Genomic DNA, 15,260 nt, shown 5'->3' with positions numbered 1-15,260 from the left:
CCTTTTTCGGAACGTGAGGAAATGATGACGGCAGCACGGTTTTGCCATTCGCGAAAGACCGAGTGCTAAGCGCCCCTTTGGGCTGAAGACTGTTTTGAACCATGCCTAGATTGTCTCTCAAGCAGAAAGAAGGGGGATTATGGGTATAAGGAGAGTTTCCAAAGTGGGATGGTGAACAAAGAGTAAAGCGACGAAAGGTAACAAATATGAGGGATTTGCGGGGATCGCGGCGACTGGCTTTAAAAATATTCCATTTTTTATGTGAGGAATTTATTCCTGATTCAAGCAGGGGTAGTATATATGTATCAATACAACTCAACGCAACAAATGCGAGCAAGGTTCATGGAGTAAACAATGGAAACTGCATTAAATATCGAAAGTCTGGCGGCCAACGCATCCCCCTGGCTAGGAAATCCGATGGTAAGTGGAGAGGCGCAGAATGGTGTGCACGCTCTTGCGCTGGTAGACGAACTGGTTTCACGAACCTACCGGCTACCGCGTAGCGCCCTGCATGCTGGCACTCGTTGCAGAAAGAGCGTGGCCTTTGCGCGCCAGGTGGCCATGTATCTTTGCCATGTCTGTCTGAGCTACCCTCTCAAGGATATCGCCAGCTACTATGAGCGGGATCGGACGACGGTCGCTTATGCCTGCCGAGTGGTTGAGGACCGCCGCGAGGAGGAAGAAACGGAACTGCTGATCAACAGTCTGGAGAGCGCTCTCGAGACCATGATGCTCGTTACCCCGCTGACCAGAATGAGGGAAAAATGAACAAGACTAGCCATGAGTGTCAGAAAAATACCGCGCTTGAAAATGGTCTTGCAGGAGATTGCCTCAAGCTTATTGGGCAAATCGCCCGCAGTAACAACCGACAGGTGGACCGGTGGCCCAAACCACAAATCCAGAATTTGCTCAAACGCGGCTGGGTGGAGATGAAAGAGACGGAACTGGCATTAACGGACAAGGGCAGAACGGCGTTGCGGCGTGAAAAGCTCAAGCGCGAAGAAATTCGGCTCACCGAAAAAGGGGCAATTGGCACACAGGTTCGTGGGGAGAAGGTGCCGTACAATAGGGCGCGCGGTGACGCTAACGTTGTCAAGACAGAGAACCCTCTGCATCATCTGGCCAATCGTAGGAAAGCGGATGGCAGTTGCTATCTTACTGGCAGTCAGCTTGAAGCGGGCGAAAGGCTATGCAGTGATTTCGATCGGGGGCAACTGGTTAAAACCCTTGGTATCAATTGGCAACGATTGGGACAATCCGAAGGGGCCGTTTCCAAGAATGCACGCAGAGCCAACGCGGGACCCGGTTTTGGAGATGTGGCGCTGGACGCACAGGACCGATTTAGAGCTGCGTTGAAATATGTTGGGGAAGAGTTTGCCGACCCTTTGATCGATTTCTGCTGTTTCCAGAAAGGGCTGGAAGAAATGGAGCGTACGCGCAATTGGCCTGCGCGGTCGGCAAAGCTTGTCTTGTCGCTGGCGCTTGCCAGATTGGCGCGGCATTACGGACTCTTCGATGAGGTCACTGGCCCAGCCCGAAGCGCCATGCGCCATTGGGGCACTAAAGACTATCGGCCGTCTCTGCTCTCATCAGATGAGAGTTGAGCGGAGAGGGCACTTCTATTCTTCTGTTTGATGGTTCCGGCGTTGAGCACCGGTGCTGATTTTAGCCCAATGCCTTTTGGGCATCAGATTTGATACGGCCGATCATTGCGGAAAGACCGTTTGAACGTTGTGGCGTCAAATGGTCCCGCAGGCCGATCTGATCGAATATGGCATCAGCATCCGTACCCAGAATATCTTTGGCTGTCTTGCCAGAAAAGGTGGCCAGTGCGATGGCAACCAGACCTTTTACGATATGCGCGTCGCTGTCGCCCTGGAAGGTCAGCGTCGGGTTGGACGCATCGCCATTTACCTCTGTGGTCAGCCAAACCTGCGAAACGCACCCCTCGACCTTGTTTTCGGATGTCATGGCTTCCTGAGGTAGATCTTCCAGCTCGCGGCCAAGCTCAATGACATAGCGATAACGCTCTTCCCAGTCGTCAATAAAAGAAAAATTCTCAATGATCTCGTCAATCGATAAAGGCATGGCAGTCTCGGTTCTTGTCTGAATCCACTTCTTTGGCGACTACACTAATCAAGCCGGTGGCGTGGAGCAAGGGGCAAGCCATCTATGAGCAAGACTGGCTATAAAGACACTATAAATTGAGGGGATAGGGAGAGGAGGATGGGCAAAAAGAAAGCGCCGAAATGAAGGGCAGGTTCATTTCGGCGCGGCCACTGGCCCAGTGGGACGAGTACGGTCAGATGCTTGATGCAATCACGGATGATGAGGCCGTTGTCAGTGAATAACAATAGAGATTGCATCAAGTGTCCGACCTGGAGTTCGGCTCGCCTAATAGGTGGGACAAAGCCGAAATTCGTTTGGTTTTCACTGTTCCTTATTCAATTAACCGACTTTGTCAGTCGGCGTTGCGAACCATTTCCGCCAAAGCCTGGCGATCAAGTTCCTGTTGTTTGAGCGTGGCTTCGTTCATAGCCAACGTGTTTTCTGGTGCAGAAGTGGTGGTATCTGCCGTCTGATCTTTGTCACCATCTAGGTACATGTAAACCTGCTTGGCTCCGTAACGGGCTTTGGCAGAGAAATTCTCGATTGCCACTTCCCCAGCCGCGCAAACCTCAGGCTGCCGCGAGCAAAAGGAGGTAAAATCCTTCAGAGTGGCTTGCGCAGCTACCAACGCCTCAGACGTTGAGAGATTCGCATTGTCAGATGTGTTTTCACGATCTGCTGGCAGAATCAGAATGACCAGCGATAGCCAGAAAGCAGCTCTGATAAGAAATGACATTCCCGTGCCCTTTCAATTCCCACATATGCCTCACACCTGTGAGGCGACATCCGTCCACGAACCACACCATCACCAACTTTCCTGTTTTGTAATATGATGAAAGTCGGTGCAATTGATGTTGACCCTACGATAGCGTGATCATGTCAAAAGCAGTTTGAAAGAAAGAGTCAAAATAGATTCAAATTTGATCTTTCAAAAAAGAGTCTGTTTACCAAGGCGCATGTCCGCAGAAACCTGCCGCTTTAACCTTAACCGCCGGAGCTCCAAATGGCCTGCAAAGGGCAGGAGAGCCGAGCGGATAAACAGCTATGAACAGCTGTGGATGCAACTATAAGACTGAAATTTATAAGGTTTTCCGGTTTCTAGTTCTATTTTTCTAGTGAATTGTTAACCATAAGAACGTTTTCTTTGCCCTAATCGGCAAAAACCAATTGTTCATCATAATTAGTCGTGAGGAGAGCGTTGGTTTTTTAGCGTTCCTTAAAAGTATGCGTGGCACTCTGATGACAACGCTGCCTGCCGACCAGAAGGTCGACGACCTGTGTTTGTATTGCGTAATTTTTATGGACTCCAAAAGAGAGTGCCATAAACCAGGTGAGGTTAAATCGTGCTCGACGCCATTTGGGACAAGTCGCCCCTTCGGTCTGTTATAGACGGTCTTCTTTATGAACCCAGCAAACTTTGCGATCAGGACAGAGCGCGCCACGCCCTGTTCATTGGGGTGCATTTGGCCGTTGGCCTGTTGGCTCTAGCCACTCTGCCAATTGTTATCCTGACAGCAAGCGACGCCATGGGGGCTGCCGCCTCCAACTTGTCTTTGTTGCCATTGTGGATGCTCACTCCGCTCATCTCCGTACTGTATCTGTCTAAAACGGGTAAGCTGGGCAATGCCTTCTTGCTGACGGCTTCCATGACTGCGGCCTTTATTATCTGGATTGCCAGCATGACCGGCGGATTGCAGTCTCCCCATCTGATTTGGCTTGGTGTCATTCCTCTGGAGGTTGCGCTTTCCGGCAATAAGAGAATCATCAAGCGGGCTCTGGTTATTTGTTTGCTGGCCCTTGGTCTTATTGGCTGCATTGATATGACCGGATTCCTTAAACCTGCTCCTTTGACCAACGGTGGTCTTTCGCTGGTCGGAGCGTTGTCGGTTATGGTCGCCATCCTTTATGCCGGTATGTTGGCTATTCGGATCGAGTTTCTGCATCGTGGGCGTCTTTGCCTGCTTCAGGCGGAAGAAATGCGCTATCGCTCTATTGCCGATACGGTTTCCGATATGATCACGCGCCATGATCGCAGTGGAGACGTGACCTTTGCCTCTCCCACCGCTCAGTCGCTCATCAATGTCAAACCAGAGCATCTCATGGGCAACGGGCTTTTTCAGAGAGTGCATATTCCGGATCGCCCTGCTTTTCTTCAGGCTTTGTCTGATTGCATGAACAAGAGTGATGATGACAAGACACCGGTGACGGTGGAAGTGCGCATCGTGGCTCAGCCGGAAGGCTCTGCTGACGCTTCTGATGAAGTCAAGGGCAGGGAACAGCTGCGCTGGTGTGAAATGAAATGCGCACCAGAGCGCGACGATAGCGGCGTTGTCATTGGTGCCATTGCCGCATCTCGCGATATCAGCAAACGCAAGAAGCAGCAGCAGGCATTGGAAGAGGCGCGCAGCGAAGCGGAATTGGCCAACGAGAGCAAAACACGCTTTCTGGCCAATGTGACCCATGAACTGAGAACCCCGCTCAACACCATCATTGGCTTTTCTGAAATCCTTTGCCATCCTGATCTGGTACATGACAATGAAGCCAAGAGCATCGAATATGCCGAACTGATTCACAAGGGTGGCAATCATCTTCTGCAGCTGGTGAATGCTCTGCTGGATATGTCGCGTATCGAGTCGGGCAATTTTGAAGTTGAGTCACAGCAATTCGATATTGTTGACCTGAGCGAAAGCTGTTGCAAGATGATGCAAGGCGATGCAGAAAATCGGGGTATCGCGCTCTACAGCAAGAATGATGAAGATATCCACGAAGTCTGCCTCGATCCGCGTGCCTGCCGTCAGATCCTTCTCAATCTGATCACCAATGCGCTGAAATTCAGCGACCGTGGTGACAAGGTCATGGTCTCGGTGCGTCATGCCCGCGACCATCGTGGCCGCAAACTGGATCACATGATCGATTTGATTGTGTCCGACAGCGGCATTGGCATTGACAAGCAGGACATTCCCAAACTAGGAAAGCCATTCGTTCAAGCCGAAAATAGTTTGCAGCGTCGCTTCGAGGGCGCTGGCATCGGGCTTTCCATCGTGCAGGGCTTAAGCACCTTGCAGAATGGCCACATGTCCATTGATAGCGAGCTGGGCATAGGAACGACCGTAACCGTAACCCTGCCGCTAGATATGACAAAGACTGCGCTTGAGAGTGACGATCCGTCTGTTGATCTGATCGTTCCTATCGAATCGCTCTTGATAAAGGAAGACACCGAGACTCAGGCAAACAGGGCACACAAGGTCGCCTGACAGTGATTTCCCTGAATGGAAAATCGCTAGAAGAAAACCAAATCCGGTAGAGAACAATTGAGCAAGAGGCAAAACGCAATGTCAGAGACATATGACGATTATGAAAACTGGGAAGAAGAGCGCAGGGTTAGCCCGCTCTCCCTGGTTGTCATTGTGGTCATGGCGCTCACTAGCGCCGCCATTATTGGCAATGCCCTTTTAAGACAGCCCAATTCCGCCGGTGTTGTGATCATGAAGGATGTGCGCAACGAGCATCTGAAAAATCGTGCCAACGCAAAATCCGGTGTCAATGCTCTGGAGCAGGTTAACAAGCAGGCAATGACCCTGACCATACAGAATGCGCTCATGATTGCCGGCTATTATGCCGGTCCTCTCGATGGGGTAGAAGGACGCCAGACGGAAGAGGCCATTGCTGCCTATCAGGATTCGGTTGGTCTCAATGTTACCGGCAAGGTTTCGCAGCAACTCTATGATATTCTGACCCGGCGCAAAGAGCTGGCAACCGGCAGTGTAGCTCAGGTTCAGAGTGTGAAGGTCGCTCCGACCAATCAAACCCAAATGCCTGAGCAAGTGCTGATCACCAAACCGGAACCTCAGCCAGAGCCAAAGCAGGTGTCACAAAAGCTCGATGCATTGCCGCGTATCAAACCGGCAGGCTCAACGTCAAAACCTGCTAGTCCACGGTCAACTGCTCGCATGCAGATCACCCCGAAGCCAGTGCCGCGCAAGCTGGTGTCCATCGGTCCGGTTCCGCCTGAGAGCATTCCGATGGCAACCGCATCTGTAAGCGCCTCGGGAGATCCGGTTCTGGCCAAGGTTCAGCAGGCGTTGAAGAATATCGGCTTTGAAAACCTGACCGTTGACGGCGTTATGGGCAGCCAGACGAGTTCTGCAATCGAACATTTCCAGCGGAGCCGAGGTCACCCTGTTACCGGTCAGGTGAATGATCGCCTGCTGCAGGAAATGATGATCATGGGTTATCTCGATCTGGGCTAACTCCAACCTCTCTCAAGTAAGACAATCAATGCGCCTAACTTCTGACCTGTGGGTCTCTGCCTACTTGCGCCGCCGTAATTCTGCGGGCAAGCCATCAGTTCTTGTCCGTCGTGGAGCCAAAGAGGCTGGCGCCATCTTTGTGCGTGTGGATCGGCTGGACGGTACGCACGACCTTTATGAGCCGGCAAGCCAGCTCTCCTATAGCGAGGACAACTCAAGGCAGGGAGACCGCCTCTTTCGCCGCTGTCTGGAAGCTGTATCCACATTCGATATCATGGACAGGCTGGAGAAAGAGGCCAAGTTTGACAGTGATTTCTGGGTCGTCGAAACAGAATGTGCCGATGCGGGCCATGATCTGATGCTTGCCGATGACTGATCGATTCAGAGCCCCGCTGATAAACAAAAACCCTTGCCACTTGAGAAAAGCGGCAAGGGTTTTGTTTTTGGATTTCTCTGGGCTGCCAGTTTCAGCCTTGTTCCGGTCTCTTTAATCTGCGGCCGAACTCAGGCAGAGCGGAGCCTTCGCTGGCTGCTTTTCGTGAAGGATCTGAAGAGCCTTGCAATCCGGTTTTCCTTAGACGGGCGGCGCTTTTGCCCGCGCCTTCGTCATGGAGTGGCGCGTGCTGCGTGGAGGCGACGGTACGCGGCTGGCCAAACAATTGGGCGACAATCTTGTTCGCTGCAGCAGGATAGAGCTGATGATACAGTGTCATCAACTGGGTGATTTTCTCATAGTCATGAGCAATAGCATCGGGGCCATGCAACAGGATAGAAAGGGTGCTGCTCTCATCCAGCCCGATGGAATAGAGATAAACCACCAGCGCTTCGCCGCCCTTGTCCTGAAGGAGCTGCGTCATATCAAGACGGCGATGGCCTGAAATATCATGCATCAAGTCTGCCGCGCGAATGCGATCATTGCTAAAGCGGGCGGCAACCAGTTCCTGCACCGTGAAGTCATCAAGCATGACGCGTGCCTGATCATCTTTGGTTTGTTGGCCCGCATCGACAATGGTTTCTGCCAGAATGGATTGCAGGATAGTGAGCCTTGTTTCAGCGTCATAGCCATAGAAGCTGTTTGCCATGCCATCCCGTGCGGTTGCGTTCAGAACCATGGATGCGAGATCTACAGGGTCTGTCTCGTTACTCTCGTCCGATGGCGAGGATGAAGAAGCCGCTGTCTCATTCGCGTTCTGGTTCTTCTCGGAGCCCTTCATGGCCTCATAGGCATCGACATCAACCAGCGTGTGCTGAGACAACTCAGGCAGGGACGAAATGTCGTCAGCTTCGCTCTCAGTATCCATCTTCTCGATCGGAGCGGGCGCATCATGATCGGCTTGGAATCCTGCGGAAAATGATGGTGCGCTAACGCTTTGGCGCGTTCCGTCCTCATAGTCCTTCATCTTCTGACGCAGGGCATTCAACGCTTCACGCTGGGCCTCCAACTGTTCGGAAATCACCTGCATCGGGGTTGCTTCAAGATCTTCTAGGGCAGTGATTTCGCCATTTTCCAGAATGTCGATCTCGATGGGTTCAACCAATTCCACATGAGGCATGGCTCTTGATGATGTCTCGAGAAGCAAATCAGAGACAGACGGCAGGTCTGGCTCGGCTTCGACAAGTTCCAGACCAGCAAAGCTGATCATGTCAGGCATGAAGCCAAGGGGCGCATGCTCATGGACCAGAGGTTCATCACCCTCGGAGGAGACTTCTTCATCTACGGACGAAGGAGCGCCACGGGGAATGGGCAGAGGCTCGGCAATGAGTGGCTGATCGGTAGCCTCGGATATGATGGATGCATCCTCCAAAGAGGCGTGTCCTTCAACAGCATCCTCTTTAGCAGAGCCTACTGGCTCTTCGTCCTGCGAGGACATTTCACTCGGGCCGGTTGTTGCGATGCTATCAAGCGACAGTTCGCTTTCAATCGCTTCCACGACCTTTTCAAGTCCCGTTGTGCTCATTTGTGCCAATGGATTGGTTTTTGTCTCTGTCTGTTGGTTTGTGCTTTCCGCAGCAGCAGGGACGGAGAAAATTCGTGGCGCAACTCCGTCTTCGTCCGAGGCAGGAAGATCGCCGGTGAGGCGCGCCAATGCGCGCTCCCAGTCATCTTCAGTCGCCGAGGTTAAATGGGCGCGTGGAATGGACAGGTCATCCTGGGCTGGGGTGCTTGGCGCAGAGGAAGCTGCCTGTTCTGAAACCGGAGCGGGTGTTGGCGCTTTGGTTGCCTTTTCAGCCTCGCCTGAATTTGGTGTAGAAACAGTTTCACTGTTGGATGACTTGCGAATGGTCAGTGTGATTTGAGGTTTGCGTTCAGAAGACCTAGATGCAAGAGGCTCCTTCGAAAGAGGCTCTCCAGCGGTGCGATTGGCCAGCTTCTGGCTTGCTTGTGCCAGGAGTTCAGCCTCTTGCTGATCAAGAGGGCGCTTAAGGGCAGAGCGTAAGTTGTCCAAAGGCGATGTGTTGAAGGAGGCGAGCGGTACCTTCGCGGTCAATGGCGCAGATGGCTCTGGTTCCTCTTGTGGCGCGTCCTCCAGCATAGGGGGAAGCAGCTCGGCCAGCGGCGGCTCTTCTGCTGAAATGACAAAGGAGGTTTTATCGCAGGCATCAAAATCGACATCATTATCAGGAGCCACATAGGACGTCGAGAGAGCCGGTGTGTGATCTTCTTCAGGTTCATCCGCAGGACCAAAGGAAATGGTCGCCTCGCGTTCATCGCCTAAGAGAGGGGACTTCAACAATGGGAAATCGGCATTCTCGCTATCGAAAGCGCCGATTGTGAAGGAAGCTGGCCCGGTTTCTTCTTCGAACGCGCTTGGCTGAGCTATGGCAGCCGTTTCGAGCATTTCCACATCGTCCATCAGCTCTTCAGGCTCAGAGGCGCCCTTCGAAGAGGCAAGGGCTGCTGGCGCTTCTTCTGTCGCTGACACATCTGGGGCTTCCTGCTCAAGCGCATCTGCGACTCCATAGACGATGTCGCTGCTTTCAGATAAGGGCAATGCATCGTCGAGCTGGGACTGATCAGTTTCAGCCAGCTGTCTTGCCAAAGCCTCGATTGCATCATCATCCAGCGCATCCCAATCGCTTTCGGAAAGCTGATCAAGAAGCTTCATGTCTTCTGCATCCAGCAGCAGGGCTTCATCGTTCATCGCAGAGACGGGTTGGGCCGGGGCGGGGTGGGATGCAGAGGCTTGGGACATCTCGGGCAGTTCGTTTTCAGAGGCAGTAGGGGGCTCTGCATTTGGAACAATGGATGATATGTCTTCTCCAAGAGCGTCTGGTTTGTAATGCGCGCACCAATTCTGTTCCATGGAAGAAACCAGCGCATCCAGCTTATCTGTTTCCTTAGGCATTGCCTTGGGCTCCAATTGTTCAAATTTTATGGCTCCAATGCGCTCGATTTTGGCTTGCATCGGGGCGGAAATAGATGGACGGGCCGCTCTGTTCTCCGCCAAATGACGGGCAACGGAGGGCTCTTCAAAAAGAAGCAGTTGAGAGATCAGGAGTGCCGAAAGGTCGGCCCGCAGCGCTATGGCTTCCCGCTTGGCGCAATTCCCCTGCAAGACCTGAACCGTCAGCTCCGCAGCATCAAGCAGCGGTGATTGCGCCAGAACCGGAGCGGCAACCGCATCAACATCGCAGCAAAGCAGTAGCACCACATCCCGTGGAACCCGGCGCATAGAGCAAAGCTTCTGAGAGATCGCGACCCTATCTGCAATGGGGGTTGCGCCGAAATGGCGTCGAAAAATATGTGTGAATTGTGCCTGCGCCAGACGATCGAACTGACCCGCTATCAGGTAGGTCTCTGTTTCCTCAGCTAGGCGCGACCGTGCAACAAGTGATTTCACGTCAGAAACCCTTTGCGTAAATCGCGGCTAGAGAAGAGAAAACAGGCGTTCCCATCCAGTCGTCCTCGTGTTTGAATCCATATCCCAACTGTCAGCCTTCATCTTCGTGGCTATTCTTTAATATCCTGTTAACCATAGGCATTCTGGCCTGACTTTTCATCGCCTGAATGCATGTCGGAGATCGGGACAGAAGCAGCGGGTGCTTTGTTTCCAAATCGGCCCCTTGGCATCTGCATTCTTATGCTGAACAATGGACGAAATCGATTCGAGTGATATCTCGAAATTGTAATGGTATGGTGATGCGCGATCAACTCTCGCTTGCTGCTTCAGGACTGCAGGGCCTTTGGAAAAGAGAAATTATTTCACAGACTTACCATCCATACCTAGCGGACGCCGTGGAGCCGGTCTAACGGTCCTTTGTGCGCTTGTCCTGGGGCTTTCCGCTTGCAGTTCGCGAGTAGGGGATCTTGGTCGGCCCGAGAGCAACAGTTTCGCTGAAGGCTTCATGCACAATACCGGCAGACTGAAGGCAAAACTGACCGGCGAACTGGTCTCTGATTTCAATTTTACCGATGAAGAGAAGACCATGCGTAATCTGGCCTGGAACCTCATCAGGCCACCGCATGCTGAAGACTGGATTTCATCGGATTTGTGGAAATTCTATTCCTCGCTCCAGAATGTCGGGTTACACCTGCTCACCGAGACGCAGACGGCTCGGCTGACGCCGCTCATCGATATGGGCTTTGATCCAAAACGTTATTACTGGGTTCTGCATTCCGAGAAATATGCCTCCCACCATGTGCGCTATGAACGCATTATTCAGGATATCCAGCAAGACCGTGACGCTTTGGCCAGTTTTGTTCCCGCCGCGGAACGGGTGGTGGCCATGGACAACGAACGCATGGCTGCGCTGGAACGCAAGGTTGATATGGATCCGCGAGAGCTGAAAAACGCCTATGCCCGTGTTGATGAAAACAAGCGCTACATTGCATGGGTCTGGCGATCCTTGAAATATCGCATGACCGCCTATGCCTATGCGATCAAGAAGCTTGAAATAGAAACACCATCCCCACGCGTGCATGAGGCCAATCAGGCGCTGCGGTTCCTCTTGGCCGATTTTGAAGAACAGAATGGCACCATCGCCGCTTCGGATAGCCAAGGGGCCGCCAACACGCCTTTGCCCTCGCGCTATACACGTCGTCAGTGGGACAAAGTGGACCGAACCTTGATCAAATAACGCAGACTTTAAAGGGAAGAGAACAGCTATCGCCTCCGGTAAAATAGTATCGGTGCGCCAATGGTCTATTCAAAGGACGCTTCGCTCCAGAGAGGGCCGCACGAGAGCGTTCCCAGCGCGCTGGCGATAGTGCCCCGGTCCCGTTCGGACGCAACCATGGCTCTAACAACCAGGATGCCCTTTTCCCCTGCTGCCGAAATGACAATGGCCGTTTCATCAGTCATGTCTGGGCGCTCCGCCAACAGCCGCTGCTGTCCGCGTGTCGCGAGAACAACATTGAGGTTTGATCCCGAAATCTGGTTGGTCAGACTGAATTGGCTACGACCATTCCGGTCGACATAATCCAGACTCCAGAAATTGCTCGGCAGGCTGCCTTTCAATAAAATCGGCGCGTCAGATACATTGGTACGGCAAAGCCCATAAGCGAAAGTCGGGTCCAGATCGACCGACAAGTTGATTGCGTCTTGCGGGTCTGAAAGTACATACATCTCATGTACCGGCCCCAGCGCCTGAACCTTATGCCATAGATCATTTTCCGCAAAATAGGGTAGGGCAAAAATGGTCGCGATGTGAATGATCGCTGCAACGATGAGAGCTGCCAAAAAGACAAGGGTTTCGCGGATCATGGGCACCCCGTCGCTGCTATAGATGGAAGCTCAATTTCCGAATATCCGCCCCCGCTGGTATGGGGCGTTTCATAGAGCCGCAGTACAAGCTTGAAAGGCACATTGGCCGGACTTTGCAGCCAGTTTCCCCCCATGATCTCTGGGCCGGTCACGATATCAAATCTGCTGCCACTCACACGAGCCACATCCTGACTGTGCAGGCTATAACGGTTGGATGGATTGTCAATCAGCTCGCCAGATCTCGTAGTAAGCGTCAAGGTCCAGATGCGCGAAGGTAGCTCGCTCCCCTCGACGCGATAGTGACAGGCGCCATCAAGCGGCGTGCCTTTGTCATCCGTGGTGGCAACAAAGGCGATGCCTTCTCCCGAGGCCAGCTTCAATGAGCCGCGCCGCGCCTGATCTGCGCGGGAGTAGGGATTGACGTCCGGCCCTGCAGCATCTGGCCAAGCGTGCCAGGGGCCGATTTGGAACAGCCCGAAACGATCTGCATGATTGACGGCAAAATAGGCGCTGCCAATGCCGAGGCCGATGGCGACAACAGCAAAAAGAATGATATCTCCGATTAGGCGCACGCTCTATCGCTCTCGTTCTGGTTTGCTCAAAGTTGACGCTCGACTCTCGTTTTCCTCAAGCCCTTAATGTATCCGTACAGGGATTTACGCAAAGGTCAATTGCAGATCGCCAATTTGAGAAAGGCCAGTCCGACAAATCCGCATCTTTTCTGATCAGCGGCTTATGATCGACGTTTGGTCCCGTTGCCATGCAGTCTTGAGTTCACTCAAGCCTCCAGATGGTGGCTGCTTGAGCTGGGTTAGGCCGGGTACTGAACCAGACTTGTTTGGAGAGGCCGCGGGCAGGGGGAGCAGCTCTGGGGCCTGCGGCTGAGAACCAGAGGCATCGTCATCGTGGTTGAATAGCTTTGATAGCTGATCCAGCTGATTGACCACACTGGGAGACAGACGCTGATTGGACCGTTGGGTCTTCAAGTCTTTGATGCGACCAGCTGCTGCGACCTGAATATTCTGGTGGTTTTTCTGGAAGAGGATCGGGTCTTCAACATAGGGCATGGGCTTCAACTCGACCTGCTGGTGAGCTGCGGTCATGATCTTTTGCCAGGCCATGGCTGGCAGATTGCCGCCGGTGAGGCGCCGAGTATCATGGTTGTCATCATTGCCGAACCAAACTGCCGCTGCATAGTTGCCGGTAAAACCGCAGAACCATGCATCCTTGTAGGATGATGTCGTGCCGGTTTTGCCTGCTGCCGTAATGCCTTCCAGTTGTGCCCGGCGCCCTGTGCCGGCGTTAACAACGGAAACCAACATCTCGTTCATGCCAGCGATGGTTTCTGGCGGGATGATCTGTTCGGGCTTGTGGGTGCGATTGTAATCATAGATGACACGCCCCTTGGAATCGAGAATCTGCAAAACTCCGTGAGCGATGGCTTTCTTGCCACCTGATGCAAAAACGGCATAGCCGGTTGCCATATCCATCACCGAAACTTCCGCAGCCCCAAGCGGCAGAGAGCGCGTGATCTTGAGTTCGGAATGGATTCCCATCCTGTGAGCGACTTCGACGATCTTGTCGCGACCGATGGCCTGAGCCAGACGCACGGGCACGGTGTTGATCGAGCGTCTTAACGCATTGAGCAGTGTGACCGGACCGGAATAGGAGCGGCCATAGTTTTTCGGTGACCAGTTGCCAATGGTAATCGGCGCATCCTGAATGACCGACTTGGGGGTGTAGCCATTCATCAGGGCTGTTGTGTAGACAAAGGGCTTGAATGAAGAGCCTGGTTGGCGCAGGGCATCGGTTGCGCGGTTGAACTGGCTCTTGCCATAATCCTTGCCACCAATGATCGCGACTACAGCACCATCAGGCTCCATGAGCACGGCGGCGGCTTCGCTGACATCATAGCGTTTGCCATTCTCGCGCAGAATGCTGTCGATGGCCTGTTCCGACTGCCGCTGTACGGTCATGTCGATAGACGTCTTCACGGTCAACACACGATGCTTGCCGCCAACGATGCGTTTGACTTCCTCAAAAGCCCAATCAAGGAAATGGTTTGGCGTGTCTTTCTCTGCCTGATCAACGGGCGTTGCCGGATTGCGCAGGGCACCCACAATCTGGCCTTCGGTCAGGAAGCCCGCCTGAACCATGTTAATCAGCACTTCTTTGGCGCGGGCGCGGGCGCGGGGCAGATTGACATGCGGCGCATATTTCGTTGGTGCCTTAAAAAGACCGGCCAGCATGGCCGATTCTGCCAGCGTGAGATCCTTGGCCGATTTGCCGAAATAATATTCAGACGCTGCCGCAATGCCGTAGGTGCCGCCGCCCATATAGGCGCGGTCAAGATAAAGTTTGAGAATCTGGCGTTTGGTGAGCCGTGCTTCCAGCCAGAGCGAAAGAAAAGCTTCGTCGATCTTGCGGGTGAGCGTGCGTTCGTTTGTCAGGAATAGGTTCTTGGCGAGCTGCTGGGTGAGCGTGGAGCCCCCCTGAACGACACCGCCTGCTCGGGCGTTTTCGACAATAGCGCGCGCCAACCCCAGAAAGTCGATGCCGAAATGCTCGAAGAAACGTCGGTCTTCCGTCGCCAGAACCGCCTTGATGAAATTGTCCGGTAGATCCTGTAGCTCAAAGGAATCGTCCTGAAGAATACCGCGCTTTCCGATCTCGTTGCCAAAGCGATCGAGGAAGGTGACTGCATAATCTTCCTGTTCGGGCAGGCCTCCGATCGTACGGTCCATATCGTTGAGCGCCCATGAAAGAGCAAATAACGCGCCGAACACGCCCATGGTCAAGCCGCCCGAGAGCATCTGGATCAGCCAGAAACGCCATCCCGTCACACGCAGGCGGCGCATCACGGAATTCACATTCTCCAGCCAACGCAGCAGGGTTTCCCGGAGCCGATAAAGTCCTGTATCGACAGCGGCATCCAGGGCGAGGAAACGGTATTTCCACTTGACCTTTGTGCTATTTTGAAACGGATCTTTCACGGCTCTGACACTTTGTCTCTGAAATCGATGGACCTAGCAATACTTTGTTAGCTAACGCTCTTCAAGAAGCAAGTCCTGGGCCAGACATAAATTTTAGTTTATTGGGCCCCGATCGTTACGCACTGGCAAGAATAATCACCTCTGACATCATACAGGACTTGACGAACCAATTGCTAATGGTCGACAGATCTTATGGAAACGGG

12 protein-coding genes are annotated in these 15,260 nt (G+C 53.1%); 6 read left to right on the top strand and 6 right to left on the bottom strand.

Going from position 1 to position 15,260, the window contains the following annotated elements:
* Positions 1–354: 354 nt before the first annotated feature.
* Together ACKPCT_RS09220 and ACKPCT_RS09215 are read left to right on the top strand one after the other, a co-directional pair.
* Positions 355–768 carry a helix-turn-helix domain-containing protein gene (locus ACKPCT_RS09220; RefSeq protein WP_090068156.1) on the top strand — a complete coding sequence of 138 codons (414 nt, stop codon included), beginning with the start codon at positions 355–357 and terminating at the stop codon, positions 766–768.
* Complete coding sequence (locus ACKPCT_RS09215; RefSeq protein ID WP_319569034.1) at positions 765–1,604, top strand: DUF6456 domain-containing protein; 840 nt, start codon at positions 765–767, stop codon at positions 1,602–1,604. Before ACKPCT_RS09220 ends, ACKPCT_RS09215 begins: the two co-directional genes overlap by 4 nt.
* A 61-nt stretch (positions 1,605–1,665) precedes the next feature.
* Here ACKPCT_RS09215 and ACKPCT_RS09210 read toward each other — a convergent pair whose 3' ends face one another.
* Both ACKPCT_RS09210 and ACKPCT_RS09205 read right to left on the bottom strand, forming a co-directional pair.
* On the bottom strand, positions 1,666–2,088 hold the full coding sequence (locus tag ACKPCT_RS09210) for a SufE family protein (RefSeq protein ID WP_090068160.1): 423 nt from the start codon (positions 2,086–2,088) through the stop codon (positions 1,666–1,668).
* Positions 2,089–2,461: 373 nt separating this feature from the next.
* Complete coding sequence (locus ACKPCT_RS09205) at positions 2,462–2,845, bottom strand: DUF5330 domain-containing protein (protein ID WP_090068162.1); 384 nt, start codon at positions 2,843–2,845, stop codon at positions 2,462–2,464.
* 607 nt (positions 2,846–3,452) lie between these two features.
* Here ACKPCT_RS09205 and ACKPCT_RS09200 point away from each other — a divergent pair.
* The 3 genes from ACKPCT_RS09200 (at position 3,453) to ACKPCT_RS09190 (ending at position 6,735) form a co-directional block, all read left to right on the top strand.
* A complete protein-coding gene (locus ACKPCT_RS09200; protein WP_319569033.1) occupies positions 3,453–5,363 on the top strand; it encodes a PAS domain-containing sensor histidine kinase in 1,911 nt (636 codons plus the stop codon).
* Between the two features lie 78 nt (positions 5,364–5,441).
* Positions 5,442–6,359, top strand: coding sequence for a peptidoglycan-binding domain-containing protein (locus tag ACKPCT_RS09195; RefSeq protein ID WP_319569032.1), 918 nt, complete (start codon positions 5,442–5,444; stop codon positions 6,357–6,359).
* Positions 6,360–6,387: 28 nt separating this feature from the next.
* Positions 6,388–6,735, top strand: coding sequence for a DUF1491 family protein (locus ACKPCT_RS09190; protein ID WP_090068168.1), 348 nt, complete (start codon positions 6,388–6,390; stop codon positions 6,733–6,735).
* 91 nt (positions 6,736–6,826) lie between these two features.
* On the opposite strand, the gene ACKPCT_RS09185 is transcribed toward ACKPCT_RS09190, so the two are convergent.
* The gene (locus ACKPCT_RS09185) at positions 6,827–10,201 is read right to left on the bottom strand and encodes a DUF2336 domain-containing protein (RefSeq protein WP_319569031.1); all 3,375 of its coding nucleotides are present in this window, start codon (positions 10,199–10,201) and stop codon (positions 6,827–6,829) included.
* A gap of 505 nt (positions 10,202–10,706) precedes the next feature.
* Here ACKPCT_RS09185 and ACKPCT_RS09180 point away from each other — a divergent pair.
* Positions 10,707–11,438: a hypothetical protein gene (locus ACKPCT_RS09180; RefSeq protein WP_090068171.1), complete on the top strand. Its 732-nt coding sequence runs from the start codon at positions 10,707–10,709 to the stop codon at positions 11,436–11,438.
* Positions 11,439–11,503: 65 nt separating this feature from the next.
* Here the strand turns inward: ACKPCT_RS09180 and ACKPCT_RS09175 are convergent, their stop codons facing one another.
* From ACKPCT_RS09175 to ACKPCT_RS09165, 3 genes are all read right to left on the bottom strand, one after another.
* Positions 11,504–12,064, bottom strand: a complete 561-nt coding sequence (locus tag ACKPCT_RS09175) for a DUF1254 domain-containing protein (protein WP_319569030.1) — start codon at positions 12,062–12,064, stop codon at positions 11,504–11,506.
* A complete protein-coding gene (locus ACKPCT_RS09170; RefSeq protein WP_090068175.1) occupies positions 12,061–12,636 on the bottom strand; it encodes a DUF1214 domain-containing protein in 576 nt (191 codons plus the stop codon). The genes ACKPCT_RS09175 and ACKPCT_RS09170 overlap by 4 nt, the downstream gene beginning before the upstream one ends.
* A 153-nt stretch (positions 12,637–12,789) precedes the next feature.
* Positions 12,790–15,057: a transglycosylase domain-containing protein gene (locus tag ACKPCT_RS09165; RefSeq protein WP_210186618.1), complete on the bottom strand. Its 2,268-nt coding sequence runs from the start codon at positions 15,055–15,057 to the stop codon at positions 12,790–12,792.
* Positions 15,058–15,260: the final 203 nt, after the last annotated feature.

It is taken from the genome of Cohaesibacter marisflavi (assembly GCF_963665895.2).
Lineage (GTDB): Bacteria > Pseudomonadota > Alphaproteobacteria > Rhizobiales > Cohaesibacteraceae > Cohaesibacter > Cohaesibacter marisflavi.
This window is presented reverse-complemented; position numbering and strand designations above follow the sequence as displayed.

Bases quoted from the DNA above. Each gene is read 5' to 3' on its own strand.
- ACKPCT_RS09220 (WP_090068156.1), top strand. From the start codon at position 355: ATGGAAACTGCATTAAATATCGAAAGTCTGGCGGCCAACGCATCCCCC.
- ACKPCT_RS09215 (WP_319569034.1), top strand. From the start codon at position 765: ATGAACAAGACTAGCCATGAGTGTCAGAAAAATACCGCGCTTGAAAAT.
- ACKPCT_RS09210 (WP_090068160.1), bottom strand. From the start codon at position 2,088: ATGCCTTTATCGATTGACGAGATCATTGAGAATTTTTCTTTTATTGAC.
- ACKPCT_RS09205 (WP_090068162.1), bottom strand. From the start codon at position 2,845: ATGTCATTTCTTATCAGAGCTGCTTTCTGGCTATCGCTGGTCATTCTG.
- ACKPCT_RS09195 (WP_319569032.1), top strand. From the start codon at position 5,442: ATGTCAGAGACATATGACGATTATGAAAACTGGGAAGAAGAGCGCAGG.
- ACKPCT_RS09190 (WP_090068168.1), top strand. From the start codon at position 6,388: ATGCGCCTAACTTCTGACCTGTGGGTCTCTGCCTACTTGCGCCGCCGT.
- ACKPCT_RS09180 (WP_090068171.1), top strand. From the start codon at position 10,707: ATGCACAATACCGGCAGACTGAAGGCAAAACTGACCGGCGAACTGGTC.
- ACKPCT_RS09175 (WP_319569030.1), bottom strand. From the start codon at position 12,064: ATGATCCGCGAAACCCTTGTCTTTTTGGCAGCTCTCATCGTTGCAGCG.